The 22,710-nt window shown below is 52.3% G+C and carries 18 protein-coding genes; 8 read left to right on the plus strand and 10 right to left on the minus strand.

Going from position 1 to position 22,710, the window contains the following annotated elements; all coding sequences use genetic code 11:
* Nucleotides 1-179: 179 nt before the first annotated feature.
* Together proB and putA are read right to left on the minus strand one after the other, a co-directional pair.
* Nucleotides 180-1,340, minus strand: a complete 1,161-nt coding sequence (gene proB / locus WNY38_RS03950) for a glutamate 5-kinase (RefSeq protein WP_342856026.1) — start codon at nt 1,338-1,340, stop codon at nt 180-182.
* Nucleotides 1,341-1,649: 309 nt separating this feature from the next.
* Complete coding sequence (gene putA, locus WNY38_RS03955) at nt 1,650-5,255, minus strand: bifunctional proline dehydrogenase/L-glutamate gamma-semialdehyde dehydrogenase PutA (RefSeq protein WP_342856027.1); 3,606 nt, start codon at nt 5,253-5,255, stop codon at nt 1,650-1,652.
* A gap of 834 nt (nt 5,256-6,089) precedes the next feature.
* On the opposite strand from putA, the gene WNY38_RS03960 reads away from it, so the two are divergent.
* From WNY38_RS03960 to WNY38_RS03985, 6 genes are all read left to right on the plus strand, one after another.
* On the plus strand, nt 6,090-7,046 hold the full coding sequence (locus tag WNY38_RS03960; protein WP_342856028.1) for a dihydrodipicolinate synthase family protein: 957 nt from the start codon (nt 6,090-6,092) through the stop codon (nt 7,044-7,046).
* Nucleotides 7,037-7,993, plus strand: a complete 957-nt coding sequence (locus WNY38_RS03965; RefSeq protein ID WP_342856029.1) for a proline racemase family protein — start codon at nt 7,037-7,039, stop codon at nt 7,991-7,993. Before WNY38_RS03960 ends, WNY38_RS03965 begins: the two co-directional genes overlap by 10 nt.
* Nucleotides 7,994-8,060: 67 nt before the next feature.
* On the plus strand, nt 8,061-9,125 hold the full coding sequence (gene dctP, locus WNY38_RS03970; RefSeq protein WP_342856030.1) for a TRAP transporter substrate-binding protein DctP: 1,065 nt from the start codon (nt 8,061-8,063) through the stop codon (nt 9,123-9,125).
* 56 nt (nt 9,126-9,181) lie between these two features.
* A complete protein-coding gene (locus tag WNY38_RS03975; protein ID WP_342856031.1) occupies nt 9,182-9,715 on the plus strand; it encodes a TRAP transporter small permease subunit in 534 nt (177 codons plus the stop codon).
* Nucleotides 9,716-9,718: 3 nt separating this feature from the next.
* A complete protein-coding gene (locus WNY38_RS03980; RefSeq protein WP_342856032.1) occupies nt 9,719-11,029 on the plus strand; it encodes a TRAP transporter large permease subunit in 1,311 nt (436 codons plus the stop codon).
* On the plus strand, nt 11,029-12,270 hold the full coding sequence (locus WNY38_RS03985; RefSeq protein ID WP_342856088.1) for an FAD-binding oxidoreductase: 1,242 nt from the start codon (nt 11,029-11,031) through the stop codon (nt 12,268-12,270). The genes WNY38_RS03980 and WNY38_RS03985 overlap by 1 nt, the downstream gene beginning before the upstream one ends.
* A 48-nt stretch (nt 12,271-12,318) precedes the next feature.
* Here the strand turns inward: WNY38_RS03985 and WNY38_RS03990 are convergent, their stop codons facing one another.
* A complete protein-coding gene (locus WNY38_RS03990) occupies nt 12,319-13,335 on the minus strand; it encodes an Ldh family oxidoreductase (protein ID WP_342856033.1) in 1,017 nt (338 codons plus the stop codon).
* A 162-nt stretch (nt 13,336-13,497) separates the two neighbouring features.
* Here WNY38_RS03990 and WNY38_RS03995 point away from each other — a divergent pair, with 162 nt between their 5' ends.
* A complete protein-coding gene (locus WNY38_RS03995) occupies nt 13,498-14,178 on the plus strand; it encodes a GntR family transcriptional regulator (RefSeq protein WP_342856034.1) in 681 nt (226 codons plus the stop codon).
* 35 nt (nt 14,179-14,213) lie between these two features.
* On the opposite strand, the gene WNY38_RS04000 is transcribed toward WNY38_RS03995, so the two are convergent.
* Genes WNY38_RS04000 through WNY38_RS04020 form a run of 5 tightly spaced genes read right to left on the minus strand, consistent with a single transcriptional unit; the run spans nt 14,214 to nt 18,182 of the window.
* Nucleotides 14,214-15,245 carry a proline racemase family protein gene (locus tag WNY38_RS04000; RefSeq protein ID WP_342856035.1) on the minus strand — a complete coding sequence of 344 codons (1,032 nt, stop codon included), beginning with the start codon at nt 15,243-15,245 and terminating at the stop codon, nt 14,214-14,216.
* A gap of 9 nt (nt 15,246-15,254) precedes the next feature.
* Nucleotides 15,255-15,977: an amino acid ABC transporter ATP-binding protein gene (locus WNY38_RS04005; RefSeq protein ID WP_342856036.1), complete on the minus strand. Its 723-nt coding sequence runs from the start codon at nt 15,975-15,977 to the stop codon at nt 15,255-15,257.
* Entirely contained in the window at nt 15,974-16,636 is a 663-nt protein-coding gene (locus tag WNY38_RS04010) for an amino acid ABC transporter permease (RefSeq protein WP_342856037.1), read from the minus strand. The genes WNY38_RS04005 and WNY38_RS04010 overlap by 4 nt, the downstream gene beginning before the upstream one ends.
* Nucleotides 16,637-16,646: 10 nt before the next feature.
* The gene (locus tag WNY38_RS04015) at nt 16,647-17,309 is read right to left on the minus strand and encodes an amino acid ABC transporter permease (RefSeq protein WP_342856038.1); all 663 of its coding nucleotides are present in this window, start codon (nt 17,307-17,309) and stop codon (nt 16,647-16,649) included.
* A gap of 60 nt (nt 17,310-17,369) precedes the next feature.
* Nucleotides 17,370-18,182 carry a transporter substrate-binding domain-containing protein gene (locus WNY38_RS04020; protein WP_342856039.1) on the minus strand — a complete coding sequence of 271 codons (813 nt, stop codon included), beginning with the start codon at nt 18,180-18,182 and terminating at the stop codon, nt 17,370-17,372.
* Nucleotides 18,183-18,397: 215 nt separating this feature from the next.
* Between WNY38_RS04020 and WNY38_RS04025 the strand changes: the two genes are divergently transcribed.
* The gene (locus tag WNY38_RS04025) at nt 18,398-20,104 is read left to right on the plus strand and encodes an aconitase family protein (RefSeq protein WP_342856040.1); all 1,707 of its coding nucleotides are present in this window, start codon (nt 18,398-18,400) and stop codon (nt 20,102-20,104) included.
* 351 nt (nt 20,105-20,455) lie between these two features.
* Here the strand turns inward: WNY38_RS04025 and WNY38_RS04030 are convergent, their stop codons facing one another.
* Together WNY38_RS04030 and WNY38_RS04035 are read right to left on the minus strand one after the other, a co-directional pair.
* Nucleotides 20,456-22,006: a GMC family oxidoreductase N-terminal domain-containing protein gene (locus WNY38_RS04030; protein WP_342856041.1), complete on the minus strand. Its 1,551-nt coding sequence runs from the start codon at nt 22,004-22,006 to the stop codon at nt 20,456-20,458.
* The gene (locus tag WNY38_RS04035; RefSeq protein ID WP_342856042.1) at nt 21,996-22,661 is read right to left on the minus strand and encodes an FCD domain-containing protein; all 666 of its coding nucleotides are present in this window, start codon (nt 22,659-22,661) and stop codon (nt 21,996-21,998) included. The genes WNY38_RS04030 and WNY38_RS04035 overlap by 11 nt, the downstream gene beginning before the upstream one ends.
* Between the last annotated feature and the right edge of the window lie 49 nt (nt 22,662-22,710).

Here is a 22,710-nt window from a genome sequence, read left to right on the forward strand (position 1 = left end):
TTGAGTACTCCCAACGCGCGGCACCAGCGGTAGATCTTATCCGTGAGCAGGATGAAACCACGCGAACGGCAGTTGGCTTAGCAGTAACCATCCAGACGGGCGTCCCCTCAATGCCTGCCCTAGGTGCTGACGTCAGACGGGGCTCGGCCATGCAAACGGCCGAGCCCCGTCAAAGAGCTTTATGCAGGGATAACAACTTTCGCGTCCTGCTCAGGGGCTTCCAGTTGCAGGTGATATTCCTCAAGAACCAGAATGTTCTCCGCACCGACGATGTCACTTTTCGTCTTATAACCGATCACCTCTTCAACCGGCATATCCAGATGGCGTGCCATAAGCATGGTTTCTTCGGACGAAAAATTTGTCAGCCCACGCGCCACTTCTTCACCATCTTCGTTGTAAATGTGCAGGACATCGCCCTTGGTAAAATCCCCTTGGATTGAAATGACATCTACACGGCTAACACCTTGTTTGCGCTCGATGATACCTAAGGATACTTCATTTGAAACAACGAGCGTACCCGACACCTGCAAACGGTTGCTCAGCCAAATCTTCAACGGTGAAGCCGTCTTGCCGCGCACAAGGCAACGTGTGAAACGGCGCTCACTCTCAAGTACGGATGACACAGGGCGCTCTATGATACCCTCTGCAATAATCGTCTCAACCCCAGCGTTCTGCGCCATGTTTGCCGCGTGCATTTTCGTGAGCATCCCCCCACTTCCAAGCGTACTGATACCTGTCGTGGATTCGAGATGCTCGCTCACGTCTTCGATTTCGTGAATGAACTTCGCGTCCTCATCAGACGGGTCACGGTCGTACAGCCCCTCAACACTGGTCAAGATTATCAATGTATCGGCCTCAATCATTTGCGCGACCTTAGCGGACAATCGATCATTGTCGCCAACACGTAGATCGCGCGTCGCAACGGAATCGTTCTCGTTAATGATGGGCAAAATATCGTTTTCGAACAATCTTAGCATCGTATTTTTGATGTTCAGAAAGCGGCGACTTTCTTCCATATCTTCGACAGTCACCAACATCTGTGCGACGCTCAAATCATATTCTGAAGCGACTTGGCGGTAGGCATTCATTAACAGGGGTTGGCCGCATGCAGCGGCGGCTTGTTTGTCAAGAACGCCCGCGTCTTCGGGGCGTTTTCCGACCATGTTCAACCCCAGCGCAACCGAACCAGACGAGGTCAAAATAATATTGTAACCTTCCCTTTGAAGTTGCGCGAGATCGCTTAACAGACCGTTCATAAAAGCATAGCGAAGTGTTAAATTGTCACTGTTAGCCAAAAGACTGGATCCGATTTTGACAACAATCTTTTTCTTCTTCATCATGACTTATCTCCGGTAGTTTGTTGATTTTGTGGGCAAAACTACAGAAATGCACCTCATAGGACGCAAAGCTGTAGCACGACCTCAATCAGGTGCTCGGGCTACGTATAACACTGCCCCCCTGTACGAATGCAAACAGGTTGCTGCGCCGCCGCGCAAATATACGATAAACAGACCAACCTAAAAGACAGCGAAGTTAGCTTTGAACCTTCAGACTCGGCACGACCAACGCGCGATAATCACCTTCGAGAGACCAAGGCCTAGAACGCCGCAAAGACGCATATTTTTGAGACTCTAAACGCGATATTATGATCAATCCGCATCTATGTCCGCAAGCAGGGACGCATTCCCGCCAGCTGCCGTTGTATCGATGCAGGTGGTGCGTTCGTGGCAATACTGCTCTGGCGCGAGAGGCTCTGTGACCACTTTGATAATGGCTCCTGATCGTTCAGCGAGCTTTATTTTGAGCGCACGCATATGATCAGGGCCAGCTTGGATTGCGACAAGGTCAACATCCAACGTTTCTAAAGCCTCAAGATCAAGCGAACCGTCTAAAATGGCCAAAGGCGCCTTGAGGCCAGAGAGAGGACGCAACGCTGATGAGGCCCCCGGCGCGATTGCCAAGACAGCATTGCCGGCCGCTAAGGCTTGCAGTGCTTGCGACATAAGGCTTTCTGTGTCCGGTCCTAAACACAAAACAGTCCCCCGAGGCGTCAGCTGGAGGCGGTTTGCTTCTCCCGTTGGGCCCGGCAAATCGATGGGCCCATATTCAAGCGCGGCAACCGCCGACATGACCTTGGCTGACTTGCCGCGAAGGGCCGCGCGCAATTCAGTGATACGGTTCGTAGATGTTGCCCAATCTTGGGCATGCAACGTTTTCAAAGCATCCGCGGCCTGACCCTCAGAGACTGACGCAAGACCTGCAGGCGCTGAATGATCTTTGAAAGAAGAGGTTTGAAACCGAGGCAAATAGAAAGGGCCGCCGGCTTTGGGTCCTGTTCCAGAGAGGCCATGCCCCCCAAAGGGTTGCGAGCCGACAACTGCGCCAATTTGGTCGCGGTTGACATAGGCATTTCCAGCATGAACACGGTCCAAGACATATTGAACACGGCGGTCAATACGGGTGTGGATGCCAAAGGTTAGGCCATATCCCGTTGCATTTATCGCCTCGATAGCATCTTCCGCGCGCGCACCATCGAAACTGGCAATATGCAGCACTGGGCCAAAAATCTCACGCTTTACATCCGCGATACTGTCGACGTGCACGATGGTTGGCGGGACGTAAAGCCCTGCCTGTGGCACTGAAATTTGTTTCACGATCCGCTGTTTTTTAGACATGTCTTGAAGGTAGCCTTGGATGCCATCATAGGCGTCTTTGTCAATCACAGGCCCAACATCTGTTGCAAGATCCCGCGGATCCCCAGCCGTAAGGGCATCCATCGCGCCCGATAACATTTCAAGAAGTTCTTCGCGCACATCGTCTTGTACATAAAGGACGCGCAAAGCCGAGCATCTTTGACCTGCCGACTGGAATGCCGCACGTATAATGTCTCGCGTGGCTTGTTCCATAAGGGCCGTCGAATCCACGATCATTGCATTGATTCCGCCGGTTTCAGCGATGAACATAGCGTTGGGCGATGTCTTGGCCAGTTGACGCTCAATGAATTTGGCAACGTCTGTTGAGCCGGTGAAACACACGCCATTAATACGAGGATCAGCGGTTAAGGGTGCCCCCACAGTCAAGCCGCCGCCAGGTAAAAGCTGCACCACATCCGTTGGAATACCTGCGTCTTGCATCCATGCGACCGCACGCGCAGCAATCAGAGGTGTTTGCTCTGCGGGCTTTGCAATGACAGCATTGCCTGCTGCCAGTGCTGCTGCAATTTGTCCTGTGAAGATGGCCAACGGAAAGTTCCATGGACTAATACAAACGATGACTCCATGCGCGGACTTGCCGGTGTTCAAATCCTGTATTTCATCCGCATAATACCGCAGAAAATCTACGGCTTCGCGTAATTCTGCAATGCCATCCAACAAAGTTTTGCCAGCTTCACGGGCCAAAAGCTCGAAGATTTCGTGGGCATTGTCCTCATACAGGTCAGCCACTTTACGCAACAAAGCCGCTCGGACATTCGGCTCGATTTGCGCCCAAGCCCCTTGTGCTACAACAGCAAGCCCCACAGCGTTTTCAGTTAACGCTTTATCTGCCTCAATCACTGTGCCCACCCGTTCTTGAGGCGCAGAGGGATTGAACAGATCCCGCGCGGTCCCACTTGCGTGCGGCGCCGACGTTACAGGGGCTGCAGACCATTGGTACGGCGCGGCAAACTGAGCACGGCCAGAGTTGATCTTGGCAATCTCAAGCGGGTCTGTGATGTCGTATCCTCGACTGTTAAGGCGCGGTGCGAAAATATCGTTTGGGCGTGCGATCGCTTTGCTGGGTTGAAAACCACTTGCTTTGACCAAGGCAATTGGATCACGCACGATGTGTTCGGCGGACACGGATTCGTCTACGATTTGGTTCACGAAGGAAGAGTTCGCGCCATTTTCAAGCAAACGGCGCACCAGATAGGCCAGCAAATCCCTATGCGCCCCCACAGGGGCGTAGATGCGGCATCGGGAACCATGCCGTGACAGCACGGCGTCATGTAGCACCTCCCCCATACCGTGGAGGCGTTGAAATTCAAAGCTGTTTGGATCGTCGGCCATTTCAAGAACGGCAGCAACCGAATGCGCATTATGCGTGGCAAATTGAGGGTATATTCGATCGGTCATACCCAACAATTTTCGAGAGCAAGCGAGATATGAAACATCTGTATGGGATTTACGTGTCAAAACAGGATAGTCGGCAAGGCCCATGACCTGTGCGCGCTTGATCTCTTGGTCCCAATACGCACCTTTCACCAAGCGCACCATGATCTTGCGGTCCAGCCGAACGGCAAGTTCATAGAGCCAGTCCAATGTTGGCATGGCGCGCCGACCAAAGGCTTGCACCACCACGCCAAATCCATCCCATCCCGCAAGGCTTTCGTCGGACAGCACACGCTCGATCACTTCGAGCGAAATATCGAGACGATCTGCTTCTTCTGCATCAATGTTGAAGCCGATTTTCGCTTTGGCCGCAGCTTGCGCAAGTTCCAGAAGGCGCGCACACAATACGGGCAGCATCTCGCTGCGTTGCGCATATTCGTAGCGTGGATGAAGGGCGGAGAGTTTGACCGAAATACCCGGGTTTTCACGTACATCTTGGTGTTTTGCACGCACAGCGATCGCTTTAATCGCGCGTGCGTAAGCCTCGTGATACTCTAAGGCATCCGCATCTGTGCGGGCGGCTTCTCCGAGCATATCGTAGGAATATGTGTACCCTTTGGCGACCATTGCATCACCGCGTTTTGTCGCCTCAGCGATAGAGCGGCCAAGCACGAATTGCGATCCCATTTGCGCCATCGCTTTGCCAACAGCCGTGCGCACGACGGGCTCTCCAAGGCGGCGCACCAAAGCGCGCAACGTCCCTGCGACACGCGTGCCATCTTGATCTAAAACTTTGCCCGTGAGCAACAGACCCCAAGTCGAAGCATTCACCAAAATTGAGCCAGAGTCGCCGATATGTTTTGCCCAATCATGTGGCGTGATTTTATCGCGGATCAATGCATCGACGGTATGTGTGTCTGGCACACGCAACATGGCCTCAGCCAAGCACATCAATGCCACGCCTTCATTCGTTGACAGGCCATACTCAGACAGAAAACGCTCCATGACGCCGATTTTGCCCGTATCACGCACATCTTGCACCAACTTTTGTGCCTGCGCACAAATTGCGGTTCTTTGGGCGTCACTCAGTTGAGTTTCATTCACGAGCCTGCGAACCAAAGACGTTTCATCCGTGAGATATGCAGAGCGAATTGCAGCGTTGGTCATGGTTGTCGTATCCCAAAAAAAGAGACCGTATGCACGGTGGTATAAAAAAGAAGTGGAGGTTTTTGTTATCGCAGAGAGGCTGTCTTTAGGCTTGGCTGAGTTCAATGCTGAGTTTGCGCGCTGAATTTACAGTACCAAGATTCGTGACGTGACAATCATCGCATTCCATCATGGCATGAAGTGCGCGTCTATCTTAATCAACTAAAAAAGTACCTTACTCTACATCTTGCTCAAATCAGCGACCTATCCTTAAAATCTTGATGGGCAGATCTATTCTTAGGAATAATATGTGAATTGGGCCTGTCGCGCTTTTGGACTGCTCCAAGTGCGCGTTCAAGCGACTATGCGCCCGAAACCAGCCCAATGCTGAGTGGCGGCGTCGCGGATGGTAATCTGTTGATGTAGCCCCCTGACCCTCAACCAGCCGCCGTGTTTCCCAAGAATACCGCCAGACCAATTCTGCCTCGCCCAGCATGGCAAGGTATCGCGCAGAGATGTCCCAAGCATGATGGATTTGAAGAACGTCTTGATCGTTGCGGTTTGCGCCTTGGAATGCCCTCGGCCCAATAGCAGAGATGGATAAGCCTAAGCCGGATGGAGACAAGAAGTGCTAAATTTGAGCAGATCAGTATGCAATAGCAGAAAATACTGTCTTTGATGTAAATTACTTCTATTTTTTGGATACAGAATCCAATATACATCACCTATAGCAGGTTTCTCACCCCCAAAGCATTAGAGAACTGCCTTAGAGTACACAGCTCACCAGTTATTAAACTGCGAGTGTCGATAGGCCGAGGGTCCATTGGGATCTCTGCGCAATTAAGGAAAACGACTATGTCCAATATTTTTGCAGGCACAATGCCAGCACTAATGACCCCATGCAAAGCTGACCGCACGCCTGATTTCGAGGCACTTGTGCGCAAGGGCAAAGAAATGATTGCGGCTGGAATGTCTGCCGTTGTCTATTGTGGTTCGATGGGCGACTGGCCCCTGCTGTCAAATGAACAGCGCATGGAAGGCGTCGAAAAGCTCGTAAAAGCCGGCGTTCCAGTTGTCGTCGGCACAGGCGCGATCAACACAAAATCCGCAACAGCGCTTGCAGCCCATGCTCAGAAAGTTGGTGCGGCTGGTTTGATGGTTATCCCGCGCGTCTTATCGCGGGGGTCCTCTGCGATCGCACAAAAGAACCACTTCAAATCCATCTTGAACGCCGCGCCAGATGTGGACGCCGTCATCTACAACAGCCCTGTTTACGGCTTTGCGACGCGTGCTGATTTGTTTTTTGCCTTGCGCGCAGAGCATTCCAACTTGGTCGGTTTCAAAGAATTTGGCGGCAAAGAAGACTTGCGCTATGCCGCCGAGCACATCACATCACAAGACGATCAAGTCACATTGATGGTCGGCGTCGACACTGAAGTGTTCCACGGCTTCGTCAATTGCGGCGCAACGGGCTCGATCACGGGTATCGGAACAGCATTGCCAAAAGAAGCACTGCTATTGGCATCTTTATCGCAAAAAGCAGCCACTGGTCACGCCGAAGCCCGCAAGCGCGCCTTGGAATTGGAAGAGGCCATTGGCGTTCTGTCCAGCTTTGATGAGGGCACAGATTTGGTGCTTTACTACAAGCACTTGCTCGTTTTGAACGGGGAAGAAGAATACCGCCTGCACTTCAATGAAACCGATGTTTTGACAGACGCACAGCGCAACTATTGCGAGCAACAATACACTTTGTTCCGCACATGGTTCGCGGATTGGTCCCAGCTTGGCGGAGTCATTGCTGAATGCATGTAATCGACAGTCACACAGGCGGGGAACCCACCCGTGTGATACTTGGCGGTGGTCCTAACCTTGGGACAGGGCCACTGTCCAAACGTGCGCAATTATTGGCCTTAGAACACAGATCTTTTTACCATTCAGTCATCTTAGAACCACGCGGTCAGACCGCGATGGTCGGGGCACTTTTGGTCGAACCCGTTGATCAAAGCTGCGTCACAGGTGTCATCTATTTCGATTCTGAAGCGGTGCTTGGCATGTGTGGTCATGGCACGATTGGTTTGGCTGTGACGTTGGCCCATCTTGGCCGCATTGATATTGGCACCCACAAAATCGAAACCCCTGTTGGTGTGATTGAAATCTGCCTCACCGATATGAACACTGCAACCATCACAAATGTCGAAAGCCGCCGCACCCATAACGGTGCTCAGGTCGAGGTCGACGGGTTGGGCACGATTACCGGTGATGTGGCCTATGGTGGCAACTGGTTCTACATTATTGATCCTAGCCCAATCGCCATTGAGGTCAAAAACATTCGCGCGCTCACAGATGCGGCAATTGCCATTCGCGCGGCAACAATCGCACAGGGTGTTGGCGGTGACGCAGGGCAACCTGTTGACCATATAGTGTTTCAAGAACCATCGCCCGAAGACGGCATTCACAGCCGTAACTTCGTACTTTGCCCAGATGACGCCTATGACAGATCGCCCTGTGGCACGGCCAGTTCTGCACGATTGGCCTGTTTAGCAGCTGATGGCTTACTGGAACCTGATCAGGACATCGTCCAAAAAAGCGTGATCGGCAGTCCGTATAGGATCTCTTACCAAAAGGGATCGAACGGCGGTGTCATTCCAAAGATCACCGGACAAGCCTTTGTTATGGCAGAAAGCATTTTGCTGTTTCATGAAAACGATCCGTTCAAAGGCGGCATCACATCTACGTCTAAAAACCAGAGTTCGACTTAATCGAGCCATAGCAACGGTGATCTCAAACAGGGGCGTGCCAAAAACCACCAACAGTTCAGAGGATATTATGAAAATATTAAACATGCTCGCCGCAACTGCTATCGTTGCGACCTCATTTAGTGCGGCTTATGCTGCTGAAGTCGATTGGAAAATGACTGCCGGTGTTGGCGAAGGGTCGTTTGTCTATCAGACATTCATGGAACAGTTTGTTAAAAACGTTTCCTCCCTCACATCTGGCCGTGTTGACATCCAATCGTTCGGCGCTGGTGTTCTGGCCCCTGCGTTCAAAGCATATGAAGTCGTGCAAGACGGCGTGATCGAAGTTGGCCACTCCACGCCGTCTTATTTGGTAAACCAAGACGCGACCAACGCCATTTTCGCCAGTTTCCCCGGCGGTATGTCACCAGAAGCAACACTGCACTGGGTTTATGAAGGTGGTGGCGAAGAGATGTTGCAGGCGTTTCGCAGCGCAGACATGGGACTGCACAGCCTTGTAGTTGGTGTCGGCACCTCAGAAATAATGGCGCATTCGAATGTTAAAATCGAAACAGTCGAAGATCTGAAAGGCTTGAAATATCGCACATCCGGTGCTTTTGCGGCTGTTTTGCAAGAGGAATTCGGCGGCGTTCCAACCGTGGTTCCGGGCACTGAAATCTATTCGCTCTTGCAACGCAAAGGTGTGGATGCCGTTGAGTGGTCTACCCCCGGCGCGAACATCACCGAAGGTTTCCACGAAGTCGCACCTTACATGATTATGCCCGGCGTTCATCAGCCGTCCTTCATGTGGGAAGTGTTCGTCAAAGAAGAAACATGGGACGCGCTTCCTGCTGACCTGCAAGAGTTGATCACAGCTGCCGCCAAACTCACCACTTACGAAGGTTTCACACGCTTTGGCGATGCCGACATCAAAGCCATGGCTGAATTCCGCGAGACCAACGTCGAGCTGATCACAATGGTGCCAGAAGAGTCCGAAAAGATCCGCCAAGCGGGTCGCAACTGGGCTCAAAAGAAAGCCGCAGAGCAATCTGAAGCTGGCAATCCGCGGATGCAAGACGTGCTCGACAGCTATTTTACATACCAAACGAACTGGGCTGAAAACTCAGGCTATTTGGTTCGCGATTCCGCGGAATAACTCAACCTAACTAAGATGGTCGGCCCCAGTGCTGGCCATCTTTTACGGAGGCCGCAATGATAATCCTACGCAACATCTGCGAACAATTTTCATCCGTTTTGGGTTTTTTCGGCCGCTTGGTCATCTTTTGCTTGATCGTTGCCATGCTGTACGAAGTGATCGCACGTTACGTTTTTGGGGCTCCGACCCTTTGGGCCTTTGATATTTCTTATATGCTGAACGGGTCTATTTTCTTGCTCGGGGCTGCATATTCCTTGCAAAAAGACGCGCATGTTCGCATTGATTTCTTGTCGCAAAAATTCCCACGCCGCGTACAACAAATCCTGAACGGCTTGGTTTATCTGCTCGTGATGGCACCGATTGGATTTGCTTTCACAAACGTGGCTGCAACTAAGGCGCTCAAGGCGTTCAATACCGGCGAGCTGGAAAGCGTCAGCCCATGGGCGCCCCATGTCTGGCCATTCTATACCGTCATTGCACTGGGTCTTTTGGCGTTTTCCCTGCAATTCATCGTCGAAGCAGTCAACTATTTGTCTGGCGCGAAAACCCCCGGCGAAACCAACACCGAACGACAAGATTTGGAGAGCTAGCCCATGATACCCCTACTTATGTTTGCGGCATTGTTCGTGCTGGTTTTCGTCGGTGTGCCTGTCGCGTTTTCCTTGATGATCATCGCGGTCGCCTTTGGCTACACGGTCTTTGGTGATCTGATTATCTTGCAACTCTATGGCCCACTGCTGAGTACCGCTTCAAATTTTGTACTCGCAGCGATCCCACTTTTCATTTTCATGGGCGCGGTGTTGGAACGCTCAGGCATCGCCAAACGCCTGTTCTATGCGCTACAACTTTGGCTCGGTGGGTTGCCCGGTGGCCTCGCTTTGTCCACCATCGCGATGTGCGCAATTTTTGCAGCCGCATCCGGTGTGGTAGGTGCCGTTGAAATCGTCGTTGGCATGATGGCCATCCCACCGATGATGAAAGCTGGTTACAAAAATGATCTGATCGCGGGCACAATTTGTGCGGGCGGATCGTTGGGTACCATTATCCCGCCTTCCGTCATCGTTGTTGTTTATGCCTCCATTGCACAGCTCTCAACCGGCCAACTATTTGCGGCGTCGATCTTGCCTGGATTGCTCATGGTTGTGTTCTTTGTTGGCTATATCTTGGTGCGCAGCATCATGCGTCCAAACGATGCGCCGCCTTTGCCTTTGGCACAGCGCTCTACGCCCGTCACTGAAAAACTCAAGATTTCGATGACCGCAATGCTGCCCCCGTTGGCGTTGATCGTTATGGTGCTTGGGTCTTTGCTGGCAGGGATTGCGTCGGCGACTGAAGCGGCGGCGGTTGGTGCAGCGGGCACTGTGCTGCTGACATTAATGTTCCGTGAGTTAAATCTCAAGCTGATCATGGACTCACTTGGTGTGACCTTGCGCATCACATCGATGATCATGCTGATCATCGCGGGTGGCACCATGTTCACAAGTATTTTTGCAGTCACTGGCGGTGGCAATTTGGTACGCGATACTGTTGAAACCATCGGCTACGGCAATGTGGGTATCATCGCCTTTTTCTTGATCGTGGTTTTCTTTGCCGGATTTGTGCTTGATTGGGTGTCGATTGTCTTGATCTTTATTCCGATTTTTGCACCGATCGTGAAAACCGCAGGCATTGACCCTATCTGGTTTGCCATGATGGTTTTGGTTGTGATCCAAACCTCATATTTGACGCCGCCAATGGCCCCATCGATCTTTTATCTACGATCTATCGCGCCCAAAAGTATGACCTATGGCCAGATGTACCGCGGTGTGCTGCCGTTCGTGGGCGCGCAAATGTTGGTGCTTGTTGTGATCATCTTGTTTCCAAGCGTCGTGACATGGCTGCCATCCGTGCTGGTGGGTCTCTGATGAAGCAAAAACACGTCACCATCATTGGCGCTGGCATTGTCGGTATCAGCATAGCTTTGGAGCTGCAAAACCAAGGCTATAAAACCCGCGTTCTTGACCGGTCTGGCATTGCCAATGAAGCCTCGGCAGGCAATGCTGGGGCTTTTGCATTTGCTGATATCGTTCCGCTGGCCACGCCCGGCATTATGCTCAAAGCCCCAAAGTGGCTGTTTGACCCACTTGGTCCACTGTCAGTACCCCCTGCTTATGCGGTGAAAATCGCGCCGTGGATGCTACGTTTTTGGCGCGCAAGTTGGCGGGACAGATATCAAGCAGCACTTTCGGCACAATCAACACTCAATGGTTTTTCTCGGACTGCGCTTGAGCGCCAAATCAGAAATGTAGACGGCGAACCATTGATGCAGCGCGATGGTCAGTTGCAACTTTATGAAGGCGCACAGGAATTTCGTGCGAGCCTTAAATCGTGGGAGCTGCGGCGCGAATTTGGTATAGCGTTTGAACACTTGAAAACCCCCGCAGAGATCGCCGAAATTCAACCCGGCATTCACCCAAGGTTCACCCATGCGGCCTTCACACCAGACTGGATGAATACGGTTGATCCGCGTAGTTGGGCCAACCATCTGGCCCAAGTTTTCAAAGCACGCGGCGGAGTGGTTGAACATATTGAGGTCTTAGCACTCGCCCAAAACGATGATGGCGTTGAAGTGCTGACACCCAACGGGCCTTTGCATGCACCTCAGGTCGTCGTCGCGGCTGGCGCATGGTCACATCATCTTGCACGCACACTTGGGGATCGCATACCGTTGGAAACCGAACGCGGATACAACACGACCCTACCTGCGGGTGCATTTGATTTGCGCACTCAGCTGACTTTTGGCGGGCATGGGTTCGTTGCATCGCGCATCAACGGCGGGGTGCGTATCGGCGGCGCGGTTGAGCTTGGGGGGCTCAAATTACCACCGAACTTCAAACGCGCAGACACCTTGTTGAAAAAGGCCGCACAGTTTCTACCCGACCTAAAACCCGATAATGGCAAACAGTGGATGGGGTTCCGCCCCTCCATGCCCGACAGTTTGCCCGTGATTGGCGCCTCAAGACGCGCATCCAAGGTGATCTATGCCTTTGGCCATGGCCACTTAGGGCTGACCCAATCGGCAGGCACGGCAGAACTGGTGGCTGCCTTGATCTGCGGCAAAACAACTGCCGTTTCCATCGCGCCTTTTGCCCCAACACGTTTTTAACAAACGAGGGGCCAAGTTTCGGTCCCTCGTTTGTGGCCCTGTGTAAACCTAAGGCAAGAGCGCCCGCAAATCATTGTACAAATCAGCCGAGACTTCAACGTAGCCGCGTTCAAGATTACAGGCCCGTGCTTCGAAACGTCGCTGCGATGGCAAGCGTGCCCCCTGATCAATAATGTCTGCGAACAATCGCTCGGCGCGTGCGTCATTTTCAGCAAGTTTCCCGCCCGAAAATTGCGCCGGATCAAAGGCGAGAATAATCTCGCCATGATAAGGCGCGCCGCCCTGCCCTTCGGCAAATTCCATGCTGTCCAAGCTAGTCATATCGTCAATCAATGGCCCAGCCATCAGCTCGATCATGATGGATAAGGCTGAGCCTTTGTAGCCGCCAAACGTCAACATCGCGCCGGCCATAGCCGCGTCAGGGTCATTTGTCGGATTGCCGTCTTTATCAACCGCGACGCCGTCCGGCAGTGGCTTACCAGCACGTTTGTACAGCTCAATTTCTCCGCGCGCAAATGCGCTGGTGGCAAAATCGAAAGTAAATGGCGTCTTATCTTTGCGCGGCCAACTGAACGCCAATGGATTGGTGCCAAGTGTACCTCGCGTTCCGCCAGCCGGTGCGACCCATGAATGACTGGGCACCATAGCCATGGCCGCCAAGCCCGCATCTGAAAGGCGTTCGACCTCAGGCCACAGGGCAGAAAAATGAAAACAACGATTGATCGCAACAGCAGCAATTCCAAACTCTCGGGTCTTCTCAATCAACTGAGGAATGGCCGCTTCCATCGCCAGCAAAGACATGCCGCCCTGCGCATCGGCCTTGATTATAGCTTTGCCAGTTTGCGTAATGTTTGGCACAGCTGCGCCATCAATTTTGCCCGCTTGTATTGTTTGGATACACATGAAAAGCCGAAACAAACCATGTGACTGACAATCATCCAGCTGGCAAGTATACAACATTTTGGCGATCGCATTCGCGTGCGCTGCGTCATAACCAGCACCGACCAGCACGTCACAAGCCAGCGGATGTATTTCATTCAAAGGAATTTTGACGACATTGTTCATGATTTGACTTTTCCACTGACAGCAAATATTTGGATAATGAATACGTAAGCCTTACATGCCAACACAGGATTTTCCAAATTGAAAATTTGGTAAATTAGTATTGAAAAATAATACATTACAGCACTCTGTATCCAAAGTACCAACGAACAAGAGAAATATAAAGTGTCCAGCAAACGCGCCATAACCCGACAGAGCCTGCCTGACGTCATTGCCAATGATATTCGGGAACGTATTTTGAATGGCGACCTGCCAGAAGGGTTCACCATCCGACAAGAAGCTTTGGCAAAAGAGTATGATGTATCGCGCATGCCCGTACGCGAGGCCCTGAAAAGGCTCGACGCGGAAGGCTTGGTGCAGTTGACCAACAATCAAGGCGCCACGGTGACCAAGCATTCCTTGGACGAAATAGGCGAAATTTTTGACCTGCGTATTCTCATTGAAGTGGACCTGTTCCGGCGCGCAATCCATGCAATGACAGCGGATCAAATTGAGCGCTGTGAAGAAGTCCTAGAAGCGATGGAAGCTTCATATGATGCAGACGATGTCAGCAAATGGGGGGCGATGAATTTCAAATATCATGCAGCCCTTTACGCCCCTGCAGGCCGCGGTCTGACCAATGATGTTTTGCAGCGCATTAACCTGCAATCGGATCGCTATGTGCGCATGCACCTGAGTGTCATGAAACAATTGGGGCCCGCGCGAGAAGAGCATCGGGAACTGCTTGCCCTTGCGCGCGCAGGAAAAGTGGATGAAGCCTGCGCCTTATTGACCCGCCACATCTCAGACACCAAAGACAATCTATTGAAATTGATGACCACCAAACGCGCGGATGAAACGTCTTAAGCCAAATTATACCCTTAAGGCAGTTTCATGCAGACCTATTTGTAACGCGGCCACGTGTCCGCAATGCGGTACCCTTGGGGCCACGGGTCGCTTGGGTCTAGCATATGTTGATGCGTGCCCGTCACCCAGCCGCGCCCACTGATTTGCGGACGAATGGCTGGCACATCACCAACGCGGGTTGTGCCCAGAATTTCACCGTGAAACTCTGATCCGATGATGGACACACCTGTCAATCGATCCCCAACCTGCATGTCGCCTTTGGCATGCAACAATGCCATACGAGCAGACACAGCCGTGCCTGTTGGACTGCGGTCCAGTTTTCCGGGTTGAATTGACACGACGGACTGCGCACGCAGACCCGAGGCATCACGCGTCAAAGCGCCCGCGAACAGACAAAAGGAATGATGCTGCCAGTCAGGTTGCGTTGGGTGATGAAAGACCAATTGTTCATTCGCAGCATTGGTGATTTTGACGCCAAGCTGCGCCAGAGTTTGCGCATGATCCGCGTCCAGCGTCAGACCCAAAGTGTCTGGGTCAACGACTATAAAACTATCGCCCCCAAACGCCGTATCTACAAGAATTGTGCCGAAGCCTTCGACCTCGAGCGGCACGCCTAACAGACCTGCAAAAGAAGGTAGGTTTTCAACTTCGATGCGTTCAGCTTTGCCATTCGCGCAATGGGCGCGCACATGAACAAGACCACCCGGTGCCTCAAGTGTCATTTCCGTCACCGGCTCTTCCATTGCTATGATGCCGGTATCAAGCAAGACGGTGGCAACGCAGATCGAATTTGACCCAGACATGGGAGGCGTGTCTTCAGGTTCCATGATAATCCACGCGGCCTGTGCATCTGGATGCTTTGGCGGGACGAGCAGGTTCACATGACGAAAGACACCGCCGCGAGGTTCATTTAAGACAAAATTGCGCAACGTATTATCTTGCGCGATCCAATTGCGCTGATCCCAAAGGGTTTCTCCCGGCGGTGGCAGCACGCCACCGACGATCACATCGCCAACTTCACCTTCGGCGTGGCACGACACAACATGGATTACTTTTGTGCTTTGCATACCCCAAGCCTATCGAACGTTGGCTAAGAATTTTTGCAGATGTTCAGATTTTGGCGCACCAAAAATATTGTCAGGCGTATCGATTTCTTCGATGACACCTTGATGGAAAAAGGCAACCCGATCGGAAACATCCCGCGCAAAGCTCATTTCATGCGTCACGCAAATCATGGTCATACCCTCGTCAGCCAGCAACCGCATGGTGTCTAGAACCTCACCGACAAGCTCGGGGTCCAGCGCAGAAGTCGCCTCGTCAAACAGCATATATTCAGGCTCCATTGCCAAGGCGCGTGCGATGGCAAGGCGCTGCTGCTGCCCGCCGGACAAGGCGCTTGGATAAACATTCAGTTTGTCGCCCAAGCCGACATGTCCCAGCCGTTTAGCGGCAATATCGCGTGCTTCAGCTTTGGTTTTTCCCTTCACAATTCTGGGGGACAAAGCCACATTTTCAAGCGCAGTCAGGTGTGGAAAGCTATTCCACTGCTGAAACACCATCCCAAGCTTTTGGCGCATTGCATTGATATCCGTGCCTTTGGCATGGACGTCCGTTCCGTCAACTTTTACAGATCCCGCCTGAATTTCTTCCAAAGCATTGATACAATACAACAAGGTGGATTTGCCTGAACCTGAGGCGCCAACGATGGACAAGACTTCGCCCTTAGGCACAGTCAGATCGATGCCTTTGAGAACGTGCAGCGTTCCAAAGTATTTCTCTAATCCGCTAATTTCAATCATGAGGTCCACCGTTTCTCGATACTCGCGGCGTAGCGCGAAATTGGATAAGATAGCGCAAAGTAGAATGCGCCAGCGATTGTCAGGACCAGCAAAGGTTCTTGCGTGCGTGTGATCAAAATTTGGCTCGCTTTGAGCAGCTCTATGTAGCCAAGCACAGAGACCAAAGCGCTATCTTTCATCACACCCAACGCCACGCCCACCCATGACGGGAAAACAGCGCGACCACCAATTGGCAACACAACGTAGCGCAAGTCTTGCCAGTAGCTCATGCCCAAAGAGCGCGCGGCCCGACGCATGGAGCGGCTCACCGCCTCCATCCCCCCACGGGCGACGTTCGCAACAAGGGACGCGCAATAAATGGCCAAGATGACAACGCCAGAGAAAAAGGGATCAAGGTTCAGCCCGATGATGGGGGCAAAGTTATAGAACAGCACAAGTTGGATGATCAGCGGTACAGAGCGAAACACATCCAGCAAAGGACCGAGTGTGAGCGCCGCCGCCCAACGGCCTTCATATAGAATCCACCCAAAGATGACCCCCAGTACAGTCCCAATTGAAATGGACAAGGCTGAGATCAAAACGGTGCGCCACGCGGCTTCCATCAGGTACCAAATGTCGCTGATTTGCAGGCCAGAAAAGAAACTTATCGTCGGTTCCATGTGTCTTTCCCTAGTACCTAAACAAACGGGTCGCCAGCAAACGCGACGCCCCCAAAATAAGTTTCACGATGACATAGTAAATGACCGCGGTGACCGCAAAATATTCAAAAATACGGTAGGTGCGGCTTGCAAGCGCTTGTGTTTCGCCAGAAAGTTCACGAAAGCCGACCAGCATTCCAAGCGACGACATCAACACCGCCCAAACCATTTGGTTGGTCAGCGGATGATAGACGATCCGAAACACTTGCGGGATGATGATGCGCGTATAGGCTTGCCAAGCCGTCATGCCCAAAGACCGCGCCGCGCGAATTTGCGTGTCTGGAATGGCCTGAAACCCTCCGCGAAAATTCTCGGCCAGATAGCCTGCACAGTTAAAACTGAGTGCGGCAAGAACGATGGTATGTGGCGACAAATGCACCCCAATAGCGCCGAGGCCAAAGCCAAAGAAAAACAGCTGGAACAATGCGGGCGTGTTGCGGGCCAATTCGACCCAAGTTGATGCGAACCATTTGACGGGGCCGCGCATATTCATACGTATCAATGCCAAGGCCAATCCGATGATGATGCCAATGGCCATCGACAGCACAGCGATTTGGAGCGTTGTCAAACCAGCGGCAAGCAAGTCCGGCAGGCTTTTCATGACAGGTCGCCAATGGAAATTGTAGTCGAACATGCATGTAACCCATTCGGTAAAAACGCCCAGCCCACGTCAGTCGTGGGCTGGGAGGTTAATTTAGTACATTACGCCAGGGATACGCAATTCAGGCGCTTCACCGCCAACGTATTTGCCCCAAAGTTCTTGGTAACGACCGGAGCGCACTTGATGTGTGACAAACAAGTTGAGGTAGTTCAACCATGTCACGTCTTCGCGTTTGCCAACAACAGAGGTGTAATCCGTTGTCCATGGCATACGTGGGCCAGCAACGATGCTGTCGTATTGCTGTGTGATTGGCAAAACGGTTGTGTTGGTGGTGATGCCGATATCGGCTTTACCCTGTGCAACAGCTAAAAACACTTCGTTTTCAGACTGGTAGCCTTGGTAGTTGTCTTCTTCACCCCATTCAGCAGCGATCTTGAGCCACTCTTGCTCAGGCACAGTGCCCACGGCAGCCGCAACGCGTTTGCCACGAATATCTTCAATGCTGGTGATGCCGGTATCTGCGCCAACAACACCTTGTGCATAGTAGATTGCGTAAGGGATTGAAAAGCCAACCGTGCGCGCACGCGCCAAGCTGTCAGAGGTGCCGCCGAACACGACATCAGCACGGCCAGTGACGATCACAGGCAAACGTTCTGACCATGTCAGCGGTAGAATTTCATGTTCAACTTCAAGAGCTGCTGCCAAATCGGCGCAGTAGTCTACGTCAAAGCCAGCGGGTTCATTGTTGGCGTCACGGTAACCGATTGGCGGAAAGTCTAGAACGACGCCACACCGTAGAACACCGCGATCAACCACATCGTCAAGCGTATCCGCTGATGCTGTTGTGACCATGGCTGAGGTTAAAAGGGCCGCCGCAGAAAGGGCCGTAAGGATAGTTTTTTTCATGTCATTTCCCTGTTGAAGTGATTCTGTTTCTTGCTTTTTTTCTTAATTGGATACAGGATACATGTTGCAGAGCTTAGAAATCAACCAGAACTTCCCAAGGCGCTCAAAAGTGCCTTACCAAATGAAATAAAGCCGACACTTGTAAGCAAGCCTATATGGCGGCAACGCCCTGTTGCCTAAATATTGACCTCTTCATTCAGCCCGAAAGACCAGACATGATGACGAACACTGAACACACCGCAGTCATTTTCGTGAAGAGTGATGCCGACGGCCAAGTTTTAACCTGCACAGAAGGGCTGAGCTTTTGGGGTGGCGTGGATCCTGATACAGGCCAAATCATTGACGCGCTCCACCCCGACCACGGCGCTTCACTTGCTGGTAAGATCGTCTTAATGCCAACATCCAGAGGCTCATGCAGCGGCAGCGGTGTCATGTTGCAGCTGGCACGCAACGGTCAAGCGCCCGCAGCGCTCGTCTTTCGTGAAGAAGAAGATATCCTGACACTTGGCGCGTTGATCGCGGGCCTCTTGTTCGATCGCCCCATTGCAGTCCTGCGCCTTGATGCGGCGATTTATGATGCCCTCGCTCAGGCGGATGACGCCGAAGTGCGCGGTGACGCGCTTTTGTTTGAGGACCGCACAATCGCGCTGAAAACTCCCGGCGCACAGGATTTACAATTAACTGACGCGGACATGCGTATGAAAGCCGGCGACGGCGGAAAAGCGCAAAAAATTGCCATGGACGTCCTGTGTTTGATGGCTGCAGCACAAGGCGCAACCAGCCTGATTGATGTGTCTCGCGCACATATTGACGGATGTATTTTGGCCCATGACGCTAACCTAGATTTCGCTGAAAAAATGCAAGAAATGGGCGCAAAAACAGTTATTCCCACGACAATAAACGCGATTTCTGTAGATCGTGAGAACTGGACCAAGCAAGGTGTGGTTCCGATCTTTGGTTCCAAAGCCAGCCGATTGGCCGACGCTTATGTCAATATGGGGGCGCAAGCCACATTCACCTGCGCGCCCTATTTACTCGACGACGTCCCCGCCGAAGACGAAGCCATTGGTTGGTCTGAATCCAACGCCGTTATCTATGCAAACTCAGTGCTTGGCGCACGCACGCAAAAACACCCTGACTATCTAGATCTGTTCATCGCCATGACAGGGCGCGCGCCCAACACTGGCGTCTATCTGACAGAAAACCGCAGGCCGCAGTGTGAGATCCGTGTCCAATTGCCTGACACTTATGATGATGCCATTTGGCCAATGCTTGGATGGCTGGCGGGCTCGAAATCCCCAAATGGCATTCCCGTACTGACCGGATTGGAACATGCCACGCCCACAACAGATGACCTCAAAGCGCTTTGTGCGGCCTTTGGCACGACATCAGCGGCCCCGATGTTACATGTGCGCGGCCACACCCCTGAGGGCACCCTGCCCCTGCGTGATGACGCCATATATTGCGACATCGCAGTTGCAGATTTGATCGACCTTTGGGGCACCTTTAATGCTGCGAATGATCAGGTAGATTTGATCGCAATTGGCAGCCCTCACGCGTCACTCACGGAGTGCCGGAACTTTTCCGAATTGCTTGAAGGACGTAAGTGTTCACCTGCAACAAAAACCATTCTGACCGTCGGACGCAACACGCTTGCTTTGGCAACCAAAGAAGGTCTCGTCACGCAGCTCGAGGCCGCAGGCGTTCACATTTTCCCTGATATTTGCTGGTGCTCGATCACTGAACCCGTTTTCCCCACGGCTGCCAAAGTATTGATGACAAACTCTGGAAAATATTCTCATTATGCAAAGGGCCTAACTGGCCGCGATGTGCGGTTTGGCAGCCTAAAAAACTGTGCCGACGTCGCCGTAAATGGCATCGCCGCAGCGGGACTGCCGGTTTGGTTAACGCCGAAAAGCTAACCTTTTCCACCTTCACCCAACCGTTTAGAGGCAAAGAGATGAAAACCATGGGGAACAAGGTGCTCTTTGCCCTCACGCGCCAAGTCGGGATCATTGCAAACACGTCGCTCAGATACTCGCATTCTAGTTGTTGCGCAGAAACAGTTGAGGCAAGACCTTTTCAGGTTCCTTACCCCGAGGCCCAATCTTCGAGTCCAATCACAAATGCCCTATACTTATAATAAACGAATCCAATCCTATATCCCAGAGCAAGCCGCCTAAGCAGCAGAAATCATATCTATAACTTAGTTTATTGTTTTTATTATAAAATAATTGTTTACGTGTTCTCTAACTCACTTAAAATTAACGCGCTTATTCCAGTTCGCCACGCTTATTCCAGTTCACCACAAAGCTTTCAGCTATAGCCATCACTGATGCGTGGATTGGCCCTGCCGTAATTTCGGGAATGACAGAGGCGTCAACAATCCATAGGTTATCGAGGCCTCGCATGGCCAGTCCAGCGTCAACGATTGCATTCTCGTCCCCCCCCATACGACATGTCGCAACGGGATGATGATGCGTGATGACAGCTTTGGCGATGAAAGCATCCAAAGCTGCATCGCTGCATAACTCATCTAGACTTGGGTGCATTTCTTCAGCGACCCACGGCGCAAGCGCCTGACTTTGACCAACACTGCGCGCACGCTTTAAAGCCACGCGAAAGAGATGCCTGTCGCGTTCGGTCTGCAGATAATTAGGATTGATCACCGGCGGATCGGACAACTCCGGCCCCGTTATATACAGTTCTCCACGGCTGGTTGGATGGGTCACACCAAACAGCAATGTGAACCCTTCCCCAACTTCAGGAGCATCCAACGCTTCTGCAGCACTTGGGGCAACAACACAGCCCACAACGATATCGGGTCGGCCTGTGGTTTGGTTTGGATCTTCGGCTTGATAGCTCAGAGATTCCGAAATTTGCAATTTTGATGGAGAAATGGGTTGAGCCGCGCGGTAGATATTACCCGCCCCCAAAAGATGGTCGTGTAGGTTGCGGCCTAGGTCTTTGCGCTCAAGAATGCAGTCAACGCCCGCAGCACGCAAAACATCCGGATCACCAATTCCCGAACGCATCAAAGCCAGCGGACTGCCAATGGCCCCCATAGACAAAATAACGCGGTCTGCTGACCAAAGTTCTACCGCGCCATCTTGCTGGATTTCAGCGGCACGCACACCTGTGCCTTCAACGATCAACCGCCGCACAGGGCTGTTTTGCACGATTGTCAAATTAGGGCGCGCTCGCACCTGTGGCGTCAACCAAGCATCAGCCACGCTCACCCGAATGCCGTCTCGGATCATCAAAGCATTGGCCGCCGCGCCGATTAGTTCATCACCACAATGGTCGCGCAGTTTTGGCAGTCCCAATTCGGCCCAGCCTTCAATAAAAGCCCGCACCAATGGGTGGGTTTGAGTGTCAGGCAACAAAATTGGCATTGGTCCCGCATCGCCGTGCAGCTCATCGCCGCCAGTACTCCAACATTCCGTTGCCTTGAAATGGGGCAATAGAGACGCGTAAGTCCAACGCGCATCCTGTGTCAGTTCAGCCCAACGCGCAAAGTCGTCTTGGTGACCTCGAACATGAAACATAGCATGTAGATTGCTGGAGCCACCCAGTGCCTTGCCGCGCGCCCAATGGTGACTGCGGGATGCCGTGCCAGCTTGGGGTGTCGTGACGAAATCCCAATCGAAATCGCGGCCCTGAATGAATGGCCACATATCGGGCTTTGCAATATCAGGATCAGTGGCTTTTTGACCTGCTTCGATCAATGTGACACTTGTGTTTGGGTCTTCGCTCAAACGCGCTGCTAGAATACATCCAGCAGAGCCGGCACCGAGGATTAAAATGTCGCTTTTAAATGACATCACCGGACCTCAATCCAAGCCCCATCAATTTGCGCTGCGTCAATTCAAGGTGATCATACATCGCTTTTTCGGCTTTAATCGGATCGCGTTGTGCGATGGCTTCCGCAATCATATGATGTTCTGCATCGCGCGCCTTGACGCGTTCTTCAGTGGTGCGACTATCCGTGTCGCTATCCGTAAATCGCAGTCGAGCGTCGTTTTGCACACGGTGCAACAAAATGTGCAATTCAGAGGCAAGGCTATTACGCGACCCTGCCGCAACCGCACGGTGAAAATCTTGGTCAGCTTGTGCAGGACTCAAATTGTCAGGCGATTGCGCTGTTTGAAAGATGCGTGAAATTTCGTCAGGCGAAGCGCGCATCGCCGCAAGGCGTGCCAAAGCAGGCTCGATCATCAAACGCATTTCCATGACCTCAAGCGGATTGGTCGATTGCACAAGGCGCGCACTGGCAGGACTGGCGTCAGTGTTGGCACGACGTCCACTTTTGGCCGCAGGCAAATCACCAGCCCCCCGCAGCGTTTTTAAGGCTTTGCGCAACGTGTGCCGAGACACGTTAAATTGTTCAGCAAGGATGCGTTCGGGGGCAAGCTCAGAAGAGCTTTGTAGCATCTCACGAAGGTGATCAACCAATCCTTCGGTTTTGTCTGTGCTCATATCGGCCCCTTTTTCATCGCGATGACGCGTATCGCGCTCAAATGCCTTG

The sequence above is a fragment of the Pacificibacter sp. AS14 genome, assembly GCF_038899935.1.
Classification (GTDB): domain Bacteria; phylum Pseudomonadota; class Alphaproteobacteria; order Rhodobacterales; family Rhodobacteraceae; genus Celeribacter.

Coding starts and splice junctions, on each gene's coding strand:
- proB (WP_342856026.1), bottom strand. CDS start 1,340: ATGATGAAGAAGAAAAAGATTGTTGTCAAAATCGGATCCAGTCTTTTG.
- WNY38_RS03975 (WP_342856031.1), top strand. CDS start 9,182: ATGATAATCCTACGCAACATCTGCGAACAATTTTCATCCGTTTTGGGT.
- WNY38_RS04010 (WP_342856037.1), bottom strand. CDS start 16,636: ATGGAACCGACGATAAGTTTCTTTTCTGGCCTGCAAATCAGCGACATT.
- WNY38_RS03990 (WP_342856033.1), bottom strand. CDS start 13,335: ATGAACAATGTCGTCAAAATTCCTTTGAATGAAATACATCCGCTGGCT.
- WNY38_RS04025 (WP_342856040.1), top strand. CDS start 18,398: ATGATGACGAACACTGAACACACCGCAGTCATTTTCGTGAAGAGTGAT.
- WNY38_RS04035 (WP_342856042.1), bottom strand. CDS start 22,661: ATGAGCACAGACAAAACCGAAGGATTGGTTGATCACCTTCGTGAGATG.
- dctP (WP_342856030.1), top strand. CDS start 8,061: ATGAAAATATTAAACATGCTCGCCGCAACTGCTATCGTTGCGACCTCA.
- WNY38_RS04030 (WP_342856041.1), bottom strand. CDS start 22,006: ATGTCATTTAAAAGCGACATTTTAATCCTCGGTGCCGGCTCTGCTGGA.
- WNY38_RS04005 (WP_342856036.1), bottom strand. CDS start 15,977: ATGATTGAAATTAGCGGATTAGAGAAATACTTTGGAACGCTGCACGTT.
- WNY38_RS03960 (WP_342856028.1), top strand. CDS start 6,090: ATGTCCAATATTTTTGCAGGCACAATGCCAGCACTAATGACCCCATGC.
- WNY38_RS04000 (WP_342856035.1), bottom strand. CDS start 15,245: ATGCAAAGCACAAAAGTAATCCATGTTGTGTCGTGCCACGCCGAAGGT.
- putA (WP_342856027.1), bottom strand. CDS start 5,255: ATGACCAACGCTGCAATTCGCTCTGCATATCTCACGGATGAAACGTCT.
- WNY38_RS03985 (WP_342856088.1), top strand. CDS start 11,029: ATGAAGCAAAAACACGTCACCATCATTGGCGCTGGCATTGTCGGTATC.
- WNY38_RS03980 (WP_342856032.1), top strand. CDS start 9,719: ATGATACCCCTACTTATGTTTGCGGCATTGTTCGTGCTGGTTTTCGTC.
- WNY38_RS04020 (WP_342856039.1), bottom strand. CDS start 18,182: ATGAAAAAAACTATCCTTACGGCCCTTTCTGCGGCGGCCCTTTTAACC.
- WNY38_RS04015 (WP_342856038.1), bottom strand. CDS start 17,309: ATGTTCGACTACAATTTCCATTGGCGACCTGTCATGAAAAGCCTGCCG.
- WNY38_RS03965 (WP_342856029.1), top strand. CDS start 7,037: ATGCATGTAATCGACAGTCACACAGGCGGGGAACCCACCCGTGTGATA.